This is a genomic window from Amycolatopsis sp. NPDC043889, from assembly GCF_056435645.1.
This window is the reverse complement of sequence record NZ_JBWKEC010000006.1, coordinates 46,559-61,569: the sequence shown is the minus strand read 5'-3', so window position 1 is coordinate 61,569 and position 15,011 is coordinate 46,559. Positions and strand designations below refer to the sequence as shown.

The window sequence follows — 15,011 nt, the reverse complement described above, 5'->3', positions numbered from 1 at the left end:
GCCTGGACGACGCCGTTCACCGCCAGCCGGGTGTGCCCGCCCCAAACCCACACCCTTAGCGAACAGGACCATCACCTGGCCACCCGAGTCAGCTGCGTGCCCGGCTACGCCCTCGTCCCCGCCCGGCGCGAGCGATACAGCGCCGACGCTGAACTGCCGCTCACCATGCCAAACACCCTCCCCACACTGGCAAGACGCCGAGGGCACCGTGGTTCAGCCTGGCTCAGGCGGGAATCTCTGGCTCAGGCTGGAATTTCCTGGCGCAGCTCGGCGACAACGGCGCCGCAGGCCACGCACTCCCTCACGTGATGACCGACCCGCGTGCTGTCCCGATGCCGCAGCCCGCCCCGAACCCACGCGCCCAGCTTTGCCGCCGTCTCCACACAGCCCCGCGAGCTTTCGTCCGGCTCGGGCACGTGCGCCTGAAGGTATTCCTGCCTCAGGCGTTCACGAGCCCGGTAAGCCAGGGCGGATACCCCGTTCGGGGTCAGCCCCATCATCGGAGCGACCTGAAGGGGAGTCAGTTCCTCGACTTCAAGATGCCACAGCACTTCCTGATGCCGCTCGGTGAGCCGGGTGAAGGCACGCACGGCGAGCAGGCGGTCCAGGCCAGCGAGCACGGTGTCCCGGAACGGCTCGGTGATCGCGCCCGGGTTTCCCGTGTCGATCGCGGCGGCCTCGACGTCCGCGGTGAAGGCGATCCTGCGTTCCCGGCGTGTCCTGTCGTAGGCGACGTGCCGCAGGGTCGTGAGCAGGTACGCGCGGAACCTCGCGTCCTCCGGACCACGGTCCCCGCCCTGCAGGATGTCCAGCACTCGAAGGAATGCCTCGGAGACCAGGTCGTGGGCCTCGTGGTCCGGACAGGCCAGCTGCCCGGCCAGGTGGTACGCCGAGGCGCGATGCCGCAGGTACAGCGCGCCGAAGGCGGCCGCGCTCGTGGCGGGCTCTCCCTGACGCACGATCCGCAGCAGGTCTGCGTCACTCCGCTGTCCGGCGGGAACATCGGGCGTGACGACTGGTGCCGCGGCCTGGTGGCGATTCTGAGGGGTCGTCCGCCGACCGGCGGTTCGCTGAACGCGGAGGGCAGTGGCCGGCCGCTTGCTGGGCAACACGATGGTGGACACGACTGACTCCCCCGCTGGACGTGGTACACGACGTGGTGCGAGGTACCGACCGGATACCAGCGCAGATTCAAAGTCCTAGGACTTTGAGAATTGCATGCCGAGCTTGGATGCGCAATAGTCCTAGGACTTTGGTTTCGGCGGCGTCGAGGGGCTGGTGTGATGGTCAAGAAGCCGACGTACGAGGTGATCGCGGCGGAGCTGCGGGACTCGATTGTCGACGGCACGTACCAGCCGGGTGACATGCTTCCGCCGCTCAGCCAGCTCACCCGCCAGTTCGACGCGTCGAAAGAGACAGTCCAGCGTGCGGTGCGGGAGTTGATCGCGGAGGGCCTGGTCGAGACGAGGCGCGGGGTGGGTGGCGGCACGGTGGTGACGGCCGCGCCCGTGCGCGAGGTGATCGTGCGGGAGCGCAAAATCTTCCGCGACGAGCGGGGATACTTCTTCGACCTGGCGGCACAGTCCTGGGTCGCTGTTCGTGAGCCGCAGGTCCGGACAGTGCCACCCCCAGCCGATCTCGCCGTGCTACTGGGGACCACACCGGGTCAACCGGTGGTCATCCGCGATCGCGTGATGGGCGACCCCGACACCCGCCAGGTGCACCACGTCTCCCTCAGCTACCTGCCACCGTGGCTGGTCGACGAACTCCCTGTCATCGCCGAAGCCGAGACCGGGCCGGGCGGGATCCTCGACCGGATGGAGGAGCACCTGCAGGCGGAGCTGGACATGGAGGAGCGAGTCGGCGCCCGCCCGCCGTCCGCGCGCGAGCGCGAACTGTGGGCCCTCCCACCCAGTGCGCCGATGCTGCGACTGCGGCGGATCGCCCGCAGCCCGGACGGACGGATCTGCGAGGTCAACGAGACCGCGTTGCCAGGCCACCTTTACGAGATCGGGTACGCGCTCGAGCGCACGGACACACCGGACCGGTGAACTCGTCCAGACCAGAAGAACACGACGACGTGCGTGGGCCGATACATGCCCTGCCAATCAGGCACGCGACGATGGGAGCGATGACAATGGCTGCCGCACGGCGACAGAAGGGCCCGCCAGGAATGCGGCCGGATTCTGCCAAGGTCCAGCCGCACTCCGGCACGGCGCAGCACGCCGTGGGCCGCCGCGGCCGCCCACGGCTGTCCGCGGCGAGCGTCGTGCAGTTGGACCAGGAGCATGTCGTGCTCGGCGTCGCGCGGGTACTCGGTGGTCATGTACTCGAAGTCGGTGCGGATCATCGCCGGGCTAACCCGACGGACACCTCCTCCGCGCACGATCCTGTCCTCGATCAGCCAGAGTTGCTTCGTTTTGACCCGCGCCCGGTTCGGATTCGTCTCCCGATGGCAGATGTGCGCGTGGGGCGACCTGCAGTCCCCGCACGCCGCCCCCTCACGCAAGTGCAGATCGACCAAGTGCATCCCGCACAGCTCGCCGATGCGGAACCCGCCGTTTGGCATGCACGACAGTTCCGGTCACATCGCCGTTGACGAGGTAGTGCGCCCCGGACCGGTCAAGCATGCACCGGCCGGTGCGGTACCACCGGATCTCGATGGCGGTCGCCGACGGCGGATCGTTCTTAAATGGACGCGCGGGCAGCCCGTGAGGCGTCGGTCAAGGTGGTGCCCACACCGGAGACCAGACCGGTGTCGACGCAGGTGAGGGTGACTTTGTAGCCACCCGGAGTCGTTGCGTACACGAAGGCGCTGCAGGTGTCGCCACCGCCGAGCGCGATCTGTGCCAGGGCACGCGCTTCCGTACTGGCATCGGTGAGGGTGGTGCCGAGCCCGTCGATGAAGGAAAGCCCGATGCCCTTGCAGTTGAGGGTGGCTTTGTAACCGCCGTTGACCGCGGAGTTCATGAAGGCCGAGCACCCGGCGGCGGGTGCGGCGTTCGCGGTGGCGGGCAGCGCAAGGCTCGCGGCGGTGAACGCTCCGATCATGACCATCGTTCCTTTGGCCAGGCCGATCTTGCTGATGCTTTCGCGCATCGACACGTCCTTCCCTCTCTTGCGGCGCGAGGCGCCGGATCCGACGGGCCGAGCGGGCTGTCGGCCTGTCGGTGGTTCGACGTTCGGAAACCCTTGTCGGTTCCGGAAGCGGGCCTCAGCCAGGGCGGGCGACGAACCGGTTTCCCCAGAAGCCGCCGAACTCCACCGGTTTTTCCGCGATGCTCCAGCCGAAGATGTTGTCCTCCCCGATACTCACCAGCACGTCCCGGATGACGCTCGTCATCGGCCCGGGATGCTCCTCGTGCCAGGCATCCCGATCGTGGTAGACGACCGGCCACTCGTCCGGATCCGCCTGCCCGGTGATCCACCAGAACGTTCCGCCCGCACCGTCGTTCCCCCAGGGGTAGAGGCCACCGGGGTTCCGGGAACAACCGGTAAGGGACACCGCGCAGGTAGCCGAGGTCTTCGTCACGGAAGAACCCCAGCATCTGGTGGTTGTTCCTCTTGACGTTCGCGCATTCCTCGGCGCTTTGGCCGGGATTCGAAATCTCGATGACGTCACGAAAACCGCCGGAAGGGAACCGCGTGAGCAACTCCTTGTAGTCACTGGGCAGCGGTGTTCCCAGTTCGCGTTCGACGGTGGTCCAGTCCAGCTCCGGCCGGAAGTCTCCGGCCCGCCAGCCGACGAGCTCGCAGATCTCGTCGACGTGCGACCGTCTCGGCGGTGTGTCACATCTTCTCCTGGTCGGTCAGACTGGTTTCCCCCGTGGGGAATCCTGCCAGGAATGGGCCGGCCACAGATCGGCGATGTGCTCCTGAAGCGAGATGACGCTCGAGTGGCCGCGGGTGACGGCCTCGATGCCTTGTACCGCGGCGGCCAGTCCCTGGACCGTCGTGAGGTACGGGATTCCGCGGGCCGCCGCTGCGGAGCGGATTTCGTCTTGTTGTGTCCCAGGCAGGGTGTCGACGACCAAAACGATCTCGCCTGCCACAACAAGGTCCACAAGGGAGTGTTCGCGGGCGATCGTGACCGGTACCCCCAGGTACTGGAGGATGGTGCCGGTTCCTTCGGCGGCCAGGATTTCGAAACCGTTGTCCGCCAGTGCTTTCACCGGGAAGATCATCGACCGGTTGTCGCGGGCGGCGAACGCGGCGTAGATCCGGCCCTTGGTGGGCAACGGACCGGACGCGGCGGCCTGCGCCTTGGCGTAGGCGGTGCCGAAATTCGAGTCGATCCCCATCACCTCGCCCTGTTTGACCGCGACGGCGGCGTCCGGCGGGAGGGTGCCGCCGTCTCCGATGAGCGGCAAGATGCCCTCGGCGCGCAGGTCGGCGATGCGCGCGCCGAGCATCACCCGTGCGGCGGCCCTGGCCAGCGGCACGCCGGTGGCCTTCGACACGAACGGGATGGTGCGGTCTTCCCGCGGATTCGCCTCCAGGACGGACAAAGCACCCGGCGTGAGCGCGTACCGGACGTTCAGCGGCCCACGCAGCCCCGTGCTTTCGCCCAGGACTCGGGTGGCCTCGCGGATCCTGGCGAGATCGGCGCGGCCGAGGGTGATCGGCGGCAGCACGCAGGCCGGGTCGCCGGGGGCTTCGAAGCGCTCCATCACCCCGCCCAGATACAACTCCTGGCCGTCGTAGAGGGCGTCGACGTCGATCTCGAGCGCGTCGCCGGTCGAGCCTGCGCCCGGCGGCCGCGGCGCTGTCACGAAACCGAGGTCGCCCAGGGTGTGACCGACGGCCAGTTTGACGGCGAGCGCACTGGACCCGGCCACCCGGGAGTCGAACCCGGTCACGACCACACGGCCGCCGGGCGGGTCGACCGCGAACCGGACGGTGCAGCCACCGGGCCCGGCACCGACCGCCCGGGTCACCGCGACGGCGAAGTCGCACATCCGCCGGTACACCCGGTCGGTCAGCGAGCCGGATCCTTCCGTCGAGCAGGCGACGGCCGCCGTGTCTTCGTGGTCACGGACCACCTCGAGCTCGAACTTCTCCCAGCCGGGCACGGACGCTTCCGGCACCATCTCGGCCCCCGCCCGCCCGGCGATCCGGGCGAGCTCCTCGGGGTTCTCGCCTGCCAGGATCGCGTCGATGCCGGTGCCGATCAGCTCGACGCCGTACCGGGTCAGCACGCCGGACTCGTACAGGGCGACCGTGGTGTCGAGCGCGGCCTGCCCGCCGAGGGTGGGGAGCAGGGCGTCCGGCCGTTCCCTGGCGATGACCTGCTCGACCGTGCCGGGGTCGATCGGCTCCAGGTAGGTGGAATCGGCGAACTCCGGGTCGGTCGTCATCGTCGCCAGGTTGCTGTCGACCATCGTGACCCGCAGGCCCTCCGCCTTGAGCACCCGGCACGCCGCGGCGGTATGCCGGAGCACGATCGGACCGGAGCCGATCACCAGCACCGACCGCGGTTCAGGACGCCGCGGCATGGGTGTCGTCGGGGGCGGGCCAGCGCCTGCCCGCTTCCCAATAGGACTGGACCTCGTCGAGCGACCGGCCCTTCGTCTCCGGAGCGAGAAAGAACACGAAGATCCAGGCCAGAGCCGTGATGGCGAAGAGGACGAGGAAGGTCAGCAGGCCGCCGATGGCGTTGAGCACGTCGAGGAAGAACTGGGCCACGAACAGGTTCGTCGTGAGATTCGTCAGCAGCATCACCGACGCCCCGGCGCCTCGAAGGTGATCCGGGAAGCCTTCGGCGGCGAAGACCCACACCAGCGCCCCGAAGCCTGAGTTGAAGCCGACGATGAACGCGATGAGACCGAGAAAGCCGACCACACCGGGAGAATCGGTGGCGAAACCGATCACCAGCAGCGCGTGTCCCAGCCCCATCAGGGTGGTCCCGGTGAGCAGCACCGGCCGCCTGCCGAACCGGTCGATCGTCAGCGCGCAGACGAGCGCCGCAGCGGCACCGGCGAGCTGGACGAAACCGGGCAGGACGAGCAGTCCGAAGTCATCGGTGTAGCCGATGTGCTGAAAGATCCGCGGGCTGAAGAAGACCATCGCGTTGATGCCGGTGGCCTGGACGAAAAAGCCCAGTGTGACGACGAAAAGCGTGAGTCTCCGGTAGCGGGGACCGAAGATCGCGCGCACGACGCCCACCTGGCGTGCGGCTCCCTCCCGCCGGAGCTGCTGCCAGCGTTCGGTCTCGGGCAGCCCCAGCAGCCACAACGCGGTGGCGAGGGCGAGGACGCCGGGAATGGCGAGCATCAGCCGCCACTGCCCGCTGTCCGCGAGGAAGTAGCTGCCGAAGTAGCCCATCGCGATCCCGACGGAGGTCGCCACCTGGTAGAGGACCGCGATGCGCCCGCGAGCTCGTGTGGTGGCCGATTCGGCGATGAAGATCGGGGTCGTCACGATGGCGATGCCGATCGCGGTGCCCTGCCCGAACCGGCCCGCGCCCAGCCACAGTGGATTCGCCGCCGTGACGGCGATGCCGGTGGCCACGAGGTACAGGAGTGTCAAGCCGAGCAGGGTCTTGCGGCGGCCGAGGACGTTGACGAGCTTGCTGCCCAAAACGGCGCCGGCGATCCAGCCCGCCGCCGTGGCGGCGTACAGCGAACCCTGCTGGGTCGTCGTGAGGTCGAAGTGGTCGGTGACCAGCAGCAGCGCTCCCGCCATCGCGGTGGCGTCGTAGCCGCAGGTCAATCCCAGGATCAGGGCGAAGATACTCACTCTGGCGTCCTGCGAGTATCCCCTCACGCCGGGGCCGCCGCTTTCAGCGCGGTCATCACGGCTGGATGCACACTGACCGAAGCCAGGCAGACTTCGAAGACCCGATCCGCATTCGTCAGCGGGTCTGTGAGATCCAGCGGCCGCCCGTCGAGATCGGTGCAGACCCCGCCGCACTCCCCCAGAACGCACAACGCTGCCGCCACGTCCCAGATTCGGCAACTGCGATGCACGAACGCCCCGTAAGCGCCGTCGGCCACCATGCAGATGTCGAAGACGCTGTTGCTCATGCGGACGCCGAGGCACGCCGTCCCCAGTGCGGCGGCGAGCCTGCCTTCGGCGGCCATCAGGCCGGGCGGGCCCTTGTCCATTCCGAAGGCCACCAACGACTTCTCCGGACCGGTGGCCGGGAGCGGTCCGAGCGGCTGCCCGTTGCGCGTGGCACCCTTGCCGGCTTCGGCGACGTAAACGGTGTCGAACGCCGGCAGCGCGAGCCCGCCCGCGAGGACGCCCCCGGCGCCGACCGCCGCCATCATCACCCCGTAGAGCGGGCTGCCCGCGGCGTAATTGCTCGTGCCGTCCAACGGATCCACGATCCAGGTGACCTCGTCGTCGCCGGGGGTCGCCCCGCTCTCCTCTTCCAGGATCGCGTGCCGCGGATACCGTTCCCCGATCCGCCCGGTCAGCAGCGCACCGACGGCGAGGTCCGTGTCGGTCACGAGCTGGTTCACGTCCGACGGCTTGACCGTCGTCTCGCCGGTGCCCCGCATTCCCACGGCCACTTTGGACGCCTCGCGAAGGCAGATCTCGATGAACTCCGCGAATCCGGGATCCCGTCCGGTCATGACGCGACCTTGGCGTATTCCGCGATGATGGGCTGCTCCGGAGTGATCACGGTGTCCGGGATCTCGTCCAGCCCGAAGAACCGCCAGGTGCTGTTCTCCGCGGTGTCCAGGACGATGGTGGCGTCTTCCGGCAGGCGGGCCACGTACGCGGCGGTGATGTTGTAGATCTCGTCGCCATGCGGATAGCGGTAGTAGTACTCCGCTCCGGAAAAGAGCCCCAGCAGGTTCAGGTCGCCGATCTCCAGGCCGATCTCCTCCTTGACCTCCCGCCGTCCGGTCTCCTCGAACGACTCCCCCGGCTCCATGAGGCCGCCGGGCAGCCCCCAGCCGCCGGTGTCGACCCGCTCCAGCAGCAGGACGCGGTCGGCCGGATCGGTGATCACGACCGAGGTCCCTGGAAGGATCAGCGGCCGGGTTCCGACCAGTTTCCGCAGTTCCGCCACGTAGTCGTTCACGATGCTCTACCGCCTGCTTTCTGTGCTGTCGCGGATATTTCGCGGACGAGGTCGCAGATCTCGTCGACGACCCCCGCGGGCATATGAGAGTAGAGCGGCAGCGTGATCATGCTCGAAGCCAGTTCCTCGGTCACCGGTAGCTCCGCGACGGCGGGGACGTCCAGATAGGCGGTCTGCTGGTGCAAGGCCGGGCTGAAGTACTTGCGAGTGCTGACGTTCTCCTGCGCCAGCCGCTCGGCCAGCTCGTCGCGGGTCATCCCGAAGCGGGTGGCGTCGACGCGGATCCCCAGGTCCTTGTACGAAGTCGCGGCGCCCTCCGGAATCGTCTGGAACTCCAGGCCGGGCAGTCCGTCCAGCCGGGAGCGATAGCGCTCCGCCAGGGAACGCCTGATGCCGATCCAGCGGGAGAACCGTTTGAGCGCGTGTACGCCCATGAACCCGGAGACCTCCGTCATCCGGCCGTTGAGCCCGGCGAACCGGCTGTCGTAGTCGCCGGGATTGCCGTATTCGCGCGCCATCCTCAGCTTGGCGGCGAGAGCGGCGTCGTTCGTCGTGATCAGCCCGCCCTCGCCGGTGCTGAGGGTTTTGGTCGGGCTGAGGCTGAACACCTCGGCCACCCCTTTGGTGCCGACCATGCTCCCGTCGGAGTAGCGGCTGCCGAAGCCGTGCGCGGAGTCGAAGACGAGCGGAATCCCCCGGGAGTCGCACAAGTCCTGCAACGGGCCGGTGTCGCACGGGACCCCGAACGTGTGCACCGCCAGCACGGCGGCCGCCCCCGGCAGGAGCGGGGCCACGGCCTCCGGGTCGAGAGTCCAGGTGCGGGGATCCGAGTCGGCGAACCGGATCCCGTGCCCTGCCCAGCGGAGGGCATGGCCGGAAGCCATGAAGGTGAAACTCGGGACGACGACGTCACCGGTCAGCTCCAGGCAACGGAACACGAGCATCAACCCGGTGGTGCAGTTGCTGACCGCGACCGCGTGATCGACCCCCAGGTACGCGCTCGCGGCCTCCTCGAATTCCCTTACATACCGCCCGTTGGTGAGCATCCCCGACTGGAGGATCTCCTTGACGGCCAGCTCCATCTCGGCATCGGCTTCCACGGTCGGGCGGACCATGGGAACGAGTTCGGGAAAACGTCTCGGCCGGGTGTTCGGGCTGAGGTCGGTCATGGTCGGGCTCCTGAGGGTGGAAGACGGAAACTCACGCCGAGACCGGGTCAACGCGCTGGGCCACCGCGGTCAGGTAGTTGCTGTACCGAGGCGAGGTGAAGTCCGAGTACTTCCCTTCGCGCATGGCGTCCCGGATTTCCCGCGCGGTGTCGACGACCCGGCGGCTCGGGGTGAAGCCCAGTTCCCGCCGGATGGGATCGAAGTTCACCCGGTAGTTCCGTGGATCGGTGTGCTCTTCGAGAATCTCCATGCGGACGCCGTCGATCTCCTCGGCGATCAGCTTGCCGATGGAGTCCATGCGGTAGTTCTCTTCGCCGAAGCCGCAGTTGTAGATGCTCGGGGCGGCGGGCCGGTCGTCCTGGAGTACCAGGTGCACCGCCGCGGCCGCGTCCTCGACGTGCAGGAAGGGCCGCCACTGGGTCCCGCCGTGCACGGTGACCCGGCCGTGTTCCACGGCGTTCGCCGTCATGATGTTGACGGCGAGGTCGAACCGCATCCGAGGGGAAAGGCCGTGGATGGTGGCGAACCTCAGCAGACGAGGGGAAAACTCGTCACGGGGCAGGGAGAGCAGATAGTGCTCGGACAGCACCTTGGATTCGGCATAGACCGACTGGGGCGCCATGGGTGACAGGACACCCACTTCCGCGTCCGCCGTGAATCCGTAGTTGCTGCAAGTGGAAGCGAAGACCAGCGACCGGATCCCGGCCCGCCGGCACGCCTCGGCGACGCGGATGGTGCCGAGATAGTTGACGTCCCAGGCGGTGTCCGTGTCGACACCGCAGGCCGGATCGCCCACGATCGCCGCCAGGTGCACCACCGCGTCCACACTGTCGAGGGCCTTGTCCCAGGCACTCGTGTCGAGGACGTCGCCGTCGATGTAGGTGACCCCGGGCAGTTCGAGTTCCGGACCGCCGACCAGACCGTTGTCGACGACCACGACCTCTGCTCCGGTTTGGCAGAGTCGCCTGGTCAGGACCGATCCGATATATCCTCGCCCGCCGGTGATCAGGTACTTCTTCATCGCGCGTCGTCTCCCAGCCTGGCGTCGGCCACCACGATCTGACCGAGCGAAATGCCGCCGTCGTTGGTCGGCACCTGCTGGTGGCAGTACGGGTCGAATCCCGCTTTCCGCAGTTCCACCATGCAGTTGACCAGCAGGAACTCGTTCAAGAAGACGCCGCCGGAGAGCACCACCCGGTGCGTTCCGGACTCCCGGAGCGCCTGGCATCGGTCGACGACCATGTCGACCACGGCCGAGTGGAAACGACGGCTCAACGTGGCGGAGTCCGGCCCCGCCTCCCGGTCCGCGGCGAGCGCCCTGATCACCGGCCGAGGGTCGATTTCCCGGTCGTTCAGGCCGAATCGGTACCGGTGTGCTTGCTCGGCCATGGTGAAGTCGCGTTCGAGTAGACCTTCCAGCTCGATCGGGCCCTGCGCCTCGTATTCGGCGTGTGTGGTGATGGCGAGCAACGCGGCGACGCCGTCGAACAACCGGCCCATACTGGACGCGGGTGGAGCGTTGATCCCACGCTGCGCCATGGTCGCGAAGACGTGCCGCGCCTGCTCGTCGAGGGTCTCCAGCACCGGAAAGGCGTTGACCGCGGCGGATGTCTCGCCGAACGCGTCCAGCGCCAGCGCGAACCCCGTCCTGATCGGTTCGGTGACCGCCTTGTCGCCACCCAAAAGCGGCACGGTCCGCAGATGCGCGACGCGGCGTGCATCGCGATAGCCGCCGACGAGGAACTCGCCACCCCAGATGGTGCCGTCGTCGCCGTAGCCGGTGCCATCGAAGATGACACCGATGGTCTCGCCGTCGAGCCGGTTCTCCGCCATACAGGAGGCCATGTGCGCGTGATGGTGCTGGACCGGGACGACCTGCTCGAAGGTTTCGCCCTGCTCCTGAAAGGCGAACCGGGTCGCGCGGAACTGCGGATGCAGGTCCACCGCGGCGTGCCGCGGATGCAGGTCGTGGAGATCGGCGAGATGCCGGACGGCCTCTCGATGCGCGCTGAAGGTCTCGTCGTTCTTGATGTCGCCGATGTGCTGGCTGACGTAGACACGTGAGCCGCTGCTCAACGCGACGGTCGTCTTCAGTTCGGCGCCGTAGGCCACCAGCGGCGCCAGTTGCGTGCCGACCTCCACGGGATACGGCGCGTAGCCGCGGGACCGACGGATGAAACCGACCAGTGGCTCGCCGAGTTCGGGATGCTCGGAGTACCGGACGATCGAGTCGTCGACCCGGACTTCGATGTCGCGGTCGTTGTAGAGGATCAGGTCGGCGACGGCGAAGAGCTGCGCCAGCGCGTCTTCGTCGCGGTACACGATCGGGTAGCCGGAAATGTTGCCGCTGGTCATGACCAGGGTGTCCAGTCCGGCGTGGTCGAGCAGAAGGTGGTGCACCGGCGCGGACGGAAGCATGACGCCGAGATTGGGGTTGCGCGGGGCGATCTGCTCCGGCAGTCCTGGGGATCGCTTGCGCAGCAACACGATCGGCCGGGAAGGCGAGAGCAGCAGCTCGGCCTCGGCGGGACGGACCTCGGCGAACCCTTCGACCGTGCCCAGGTCGCGAGCCATCACCGCGAACGGCTTGGAATCACGCCGTTTACGGGTCCGGAGCCGGGCGACCGCTTCGCCGTCTCGGGCGTTGACCGCGAGATGGAACCCGCCGACGCTCTTGACCGCGACGATGCCGCCCTCGGCGAGCGCCGCCGTGGCCGCGGCGAGCGCTTCCTCCCCCGAAGCCGTCTCACCGCCGGAACCGGCCAGCAGCAACCGGGGACCGCAGTCGGGGCAGGCGTTGGGCTGGGCGTGATAGCGACGGTCCAGCGGGTCCCCGTACTCGGTGGCACACGGGCGGCACATGGTGAAGCCCGCCATCGTGGTGACGGCCCGGTCGTAGGGCAGCTCGCGGATGATCGAGTACCGCGGGCCGCAGTTGGTGCAGTTGATGAACGGATACCGGTAGCGGCGGTCGGCCGGATCACGCAGCTCGGCGCGGCAGTCAGCGCAGACGTAGGAGTCGGCGGGTACGACCGTGGTCCGGAGGCCGCTGTGCCTGCTTTCCCGGATGGTGAACCCCTCCGGCCGCACCTCGGCCTCGGGCAGGTCGTTCACCTGGACCGCCGTGACCCTGGCCTGGGGCGGCGCCTGCGTGCTGAGGCCTTCGGTGAAGCGGTGCACCTCCTCCGGCCTGCCGGTGACCTCGATCAGCACACCCTCCGGGTCGTTGAGCACCCAGCCGGTCAGGTCGCAGTTCAACGCGAGCTTGTAGACGAAGGGCCGGTACCCCACGCCCTGGACCACGCCTGCCACGCGAATACTCCGCCGGACACTCACATCACTACTCGGCATCTCGTCACCTCCCCGCTCAGCACTTCACTGATCAGCACAGACGCGGCAGCTCGGCACCCTGAAGTTCCTCGACCACGGAATCCCGTCCGTCCGCGTCGCGCCTCAGCACGATCGGATCCGCGTCCTCCGTCACCTCGCCGATCGTCGTCGCCTCGGCGCCGTACTTGTGCGAGCGGAGCACGGCCAGCACTTCCTGCTCCGCCGCCGGATCGACGAACAGGCACAGACAGCCTTCGTTGGCGGCGTGAATCGCGTTGATTCCCAGCATGTCCGCGGCCATCACGGTCTCGAACTGAATGGGTAGCCGGTCCTGTTCGAACCGGACGGCGTGCCCGGACGCCCTTGCGTACTCGTGCAGGACGGCGGCCAGCCCGCCGCGGGTGACGTCCCGGACCGAATGCACCACGCCCTCGCCGACCGTCGTCAGCAGCGTGTCCATGAGCCCGTTGAGCGGCGCGCAATCGCTCAGCACGCGCTGTTCGAAGCCGAGGCCCTCGCGAATCGACAGCAGGTGCACCGTGTGGTTGCCGATCGGTCCGCTGAGGATCACCCGGTCACCGGGCCGGACGTCGCGCATCCGCAGCGGCGCGCGTTCGAAGACGCCGATGCCGGCGGTGTTGAGGTAGATCTGGTCGACCTCGCCCTTGCGGACCACTTTGGTGTCACCGCAGACGATCTGGACGCCCGCCTCGAGCGCCGTCTCCCGGATCGACGTGCACACCTGGTGGAGCCGGGCCATCGGCAGGCCCGTCTCCAGGATCATCCCGAGCGTCAGGTAGAGCGGCCGCGCGCCGACCACGGCGAGGTCGTTCACCGTGCCACAGACCGAGATCTTGCCGATGTCCCCGTTGCCGAAGAACGGCGGATCGGCCACGAACGAGTCCGTGGTCATCGCGATCCGCCCGGCGGGAAGGGACAGCATCGCGCTGTCCTCCATCTCGCCGATGTACACCTCGCCGAGTGTCTCGACGACGAAGGAGATCAACTCACCGCTGAGCTTGGCTCCGCTTCCGTGGTCCAGAACGACCTCGTCGAGGCCGGTCACCGAGTCTGTCATCGGGCGTCCTACCTTCCTTTCTTCGAGCGAGGGCCGGAAGCCCTTTCGGACAGTGCTCAAGGAAGGGTCTTGACGACCATTCGGGGCAGTTCACCCATCGCGTCGAGGGTCTCCAAGATCTCTTTCGAGCTCGCGACCGTGGCGCAATACCCGGCGAGCCAGGCGAGGGAACGGTCACGATCCGCCGTCTTGTCGGAAACGACGCATTCGGCGGGCACCCAGACGTTGTAACCGCGGAAGAACGCGTCGGCGGCGGTGGTCTGGACACAGATCTGGGTCTGCAATCCGGTGACCACGACGGTCTCGATACCCTCCGCCTGAAGCAGATCGTGCAATTTCGTCTCGTAGAAACCGCTGTCCTTGTTCTTCTCCACGACGACGTCGCCCTCACCGAGGAACGCGGGGAGAATCGCCGCACCTTCGGTTTCGCGTTGCAGCGGCAGGGTTCCGTCCGCCCGGCGGTTCGCGTTCGGGTCGTCGGGCAGGTTGATCAGCTGCAGGTGGTAGACCGTGTGGCCGCGGCGCCGCATCTCGTCGAGGAAGGCGATGTAGTGGGGCTGCGCGTCGGTCATCACCGCTGTGCGTTCGGGGGTTAGATAGACCACGTCACCCTGAAGATCGTTGGTGATGACGGCGATTTTGCCCATGACAGCTCCTTCTCAAGAGGAATGACGAATAAAGAAAACACCCATGAGACACAGAAAACGATCCAGCAGGATCGAACAAAGAAGTCCCCAGAGAGCGACCCGAGGCCGCAAACGAATCCCCTCAGAAAGACTCGCTCCCCCAGTCCCCCTTTATTTTCAGATTCCCGCCCCAGCTGTTCAATGGTCGAGACCACTGACACACCTTTGTCTACCCAGCGAATGCCACCATGTCAAGCCCCGAATTCGGCGCCGAAAGATCAATTACCCGAACTTCGGAGAATTCCACAGATTTCCGTCCCGTCACGTACGGATACCCGCGTCGACGAGGGCCATCACACATCTGCGGCAGCTCCGAAATCCGTAGGGCGACAAAAGGATCAAGCCCTTCGGGATCCCTGCGTCATCAGTCATCGAACCACTTCGCCCACCTCCCGGAACCGATTACTTACAACAAATGGCTCACTCCTTTCGTCCCCTGGGGAGCCAGACATCGGAACCTTCGGCCATGCGACTGTTCTTCTCCGCCGGTACGGGTTACAGCCATATCGTCCCGCTGCTGCCGCTGGCCGTCGCCGCCCGGGAGCACGGCCACGACGTCGTGTTCGCGACCGGGTCGAACGCGGTCGAGCACGCACGGGCGAGCGGCTCGCCGACGATCGGCGTCGGCGGAGCGGTCGACGAAGCCGCCGCCCGTCAGGCCTGAGGGAAGCGCTCGCCCGCCGAACTCGCCGTGATGCCGCCGGGCGAAAACT

General features: G+C 67.4%; 14 protein-coding genes and 2 pseudogenes. 2 read left to right on the top strand and 14 right to left on the bottom strand.

The window, feature by feature from the left end:
• Positions 1–242: 242 nt before the first annotated feature.
• Positions 243–959, bottom strand: coding sequence for a sigma-70 family RNA polymerase sigma factor (locus AC0685_RS14240; RefSeq protein WP_478225903.1), 717 nt, complete (start codon positions 957–959; stop codon positions 243–245).
• A 324-nt stretch (positions 960–1,283) separates the two neighbouring features.
• On the opposite strand from AC0685_RS14240, the gene AC0685_RS14235 reads away from it, so the two are divergent.
• Positions 1,284–2,051: a GntR family transcriptional regulator gene (locus AC0685_RS14235; RefSeq protein ID WP_478225902.1), complete on the top strand. Its 768-nt coding sequence runs from the start codon at positions 1,284–1,286 to the stop codon at positions 2,049–2,051.
• Here the strand turns inward: AC0685_RS14235 and AC0685_RS14230 are convergent.
• The 13 genes and pseudogenes from AC0685_RS14230 to AC0685_RS14170 all read right to left on the bottom strand — a co-directional run bounded on the left by AC0685_RS14230 (position 2,003) and on the right by AC0685_RS14170 (position 14,259).
• Positions 2,003–2,350, bottom strand: coding sequence for a hypothetical protein (locus AC0685_RS14230; protein WP_478225901.1), 348 nt, complete (start codon positions 2,348–2,350; stop codon positions 2,003–2,005). The genes AC0685_RS14235 and AC0685_RS14230 overlap by 49 nt on opposite strands.
• 338 nt (positions 2,351–2,688) lie before the next feature.
• Complete coding sequence (locus tag AC0685_RS14225; protein WP_478225900.1) at positions 2,689–3,105, bottom strand: hypothetical protein; 417 nt, start codon at positions 3,103–3,105, stop codon at positions 2,689–2,691.
• A 109-nt stretch (positions 3,106–3,214) separates the two neighbouring features.
• On the bottom strand, positions 3,215–3,532 hold the full coding sequence (locus AC0685_RS14220) for a hypothetical protein (protein ID WP_478225899.1): 318 nt from the start codon (positions 3,530–3,532) through the stop codon (positions 3,215–3,217).
• Positions 3,533–3,809: 277 nt separating this feature from the next.
• Positions 3,810–4,733, bottom strand: a pseudogene (locus AC0685_RS14215) (ATP-binding protein); the annotation flags it as partial.
• A 276-nt stretch (positions 4,734–5,009) separates the two neighbouring features.
• Positions 5,010–5,495: pseudogene (locus tag AC0685_RS14210) on the bottom strand (carbamoyl phosphate synthase preATP-grasp domain-containing protein); the annotation flags it as partial.
• The gene (locus AC0685_RS14205) at positions 5,479–6,738 is read right to left on the bottom strand and encodes an MFS transporter (protein ID WP_478225898.1); all 1,260 of its coding nucleotides are present in this window, start codon (positions 6,736–6,738) and stop codon (positions 5,479–5,481) included. The gene AC0685_RS14205 and the pseudogene AC0685_RS14210, both read right to left, overlap by 17 nt.
• Positions 6,739–6,761: 23 nt before the next feature.
• The gene (locus AC0685_RS14200) at positions 6,762–7,580 is read right to left on the bottom strand and encodes an inositol monophosphatase family protein (protein ID WP_478225897.1); all 819 of its coding nucleotides are present in this window, start codon (positions 7,578–7,580) and stop codon (positions 6,762–6,764) included.
• Entirely contained in the window at positions 7,577–8,035 is a 459-nt protein-coding gene (locus tag AC0685_RS14195; RefSeq protein ID WP_410602526.1) for an NUDIX hydrolase, read from the bottom strand. The genes AC0685_RS14200 and AC0685_RS14195 overlap by 4 nt, the downstream gene beginning before the upstream one ends.
• Positions 8,032–9,204 (bottom strand): DegT/DnrJ/EryC1/StrS family aminotransferase, encoded by a 1,173-nt coding sequence (locus AC0685_RS14190; RefSeq protein ID WP_478225896.1) that lies wholly within the window; start codon positions 9,202–9,204, stop codon positions 8,032–8,034. Before AC0685_RS14190 ends, AC0685_RS14195 begins: the two co-directional genes overlap by 4 nt.
• 31 nt (positions 9,205–9,235) lie before the next feature.
• Positions 9,236–10,225 carry an NAD-dependent epimerase/dehydratase family protein gene (locus tag AC0685_RS14185; protein ID WP_478225895.1) on the bottom strand — a complete coding sequence of 330 codons (990 nt, stop codon included), beginning with the start codon at positions 10,223–10,225 and terminating at the stop codon, positions 9,236–9,238.
• A complete protein-coding gene (gene hypF, locus AC0685_RS14180; RefSeq protein ID WP_478225894.1) occupies positions 10,222–12,555 on the bottom strand; it encodes a carbamoyltransferase HypF in 2,334 nt (777 codons plus the stop codon). Before hypF ends, AC0685_RS14185 begins: the two co-directional genes overlap by 4 nt.
• A 31-nt stretch (positions 12,556–12,586) precedes the next feature.
• Entirely contained in the window at positions 12,587–13,612 is a 1,026-nt protein-coding gene (gene hypE / locus AC0685_RS14175; protein WP_478225893.1) for a hydrogenase expression/formation protein HypE, read from the bottom strand.
• Positions 13,613–13,668: 56 nt separating this feature from the next.
• Entirely contained in the window at positions 13,669–14,259 is a 591-nt protein-coding gene (locus AC0685_RS14170; protein ID WP_478225892.1) for a cysteine hydrolase family protein, read from the bottom strand.
• A gap of 505 nt (positions 14,260–14,764) precedes the next feature.
• Between AC0685_RS14170 and AC0685_RS14165 the strand changes: the two genes are divergently transcribed.
• The gene (locus AC0685_RS14165) at positions 14,765–14,962 is read left to right on the top strand and encodes a hypothetical protein (protein WP_478225891.1); all 198 of its coding nucleotides are present in this window, start codon (positions 14,765–14,767) and stop codon (positions 14,960–14,962) included.
• Positions 14,963–15,011 lie beyond the last annotated feature (49 nt).

Bases quoted from the DNA above. Each gene is read 5' to 3' on its own strand.
- AC0685_RS14165 (WP_478225891.1), top strand. From the start codon at position 14,765: ATGCGACTGTTCTTCTCCGCCGGTACGGGTTACAGCCATATCGTCCCG.
- AC0685_RS14185 (WP_478225895.1), bottom strand. From the start codon at position 10,225: ATGAAGAAGTACCTGATCACCGGCGGGCGAGGATATATCGGATCGGTC.
- AC0685_RS14170 (WP_478225892.1), bottom strand. From the start codon at position 14,259: ATGGGCAAAATCGCCGTCATCACCAACGATCTTCAGGGTGACGTGGTC.
- AC0685_RS14190 (WP_478225896.1), bottom strand. From the start codon at position 9,204: ATGACCGACCTCAGCCCGAACACCCGGCCGAGACGTTTTCCCGAACTC.
- hypE (WP_478225893.1), bottom strand. From the start codon at position 13,612: ATGACAGACTCGGTGACCGGCCTCGACGAGGTCGTTCTGGACCACGGA.
- AC0685_RS14200 (WP_478225897.1), bottom strand. From the start codon at position 7,580: ATGACCGGACGGGATCCCGGATTCGCGGAGTTCATCGAGATCTGCCTT.
- AC0685_RS14235 (WP_478225902.1), top strand. From the start codon at position 1,284: ATGGTCAAGAAGCCGACGTACGAGGTGATCGCGGCGGAGCTGCGGGAC.
- AC0685_RS14230 (WP_478225901.1), bottom strand. From the start codon at position 2,350: ATGATCCGCACCGACTTCGAGTACATGACCACCGAGTACCCGCGCGAC.
- hypF (WP_478225894.1), bottom strand. From the start codon at position 12,555: ATGCCGAGTAGTGATGTGAGTGTCCGGCGGAGTATTCGCGTGGCAGGC.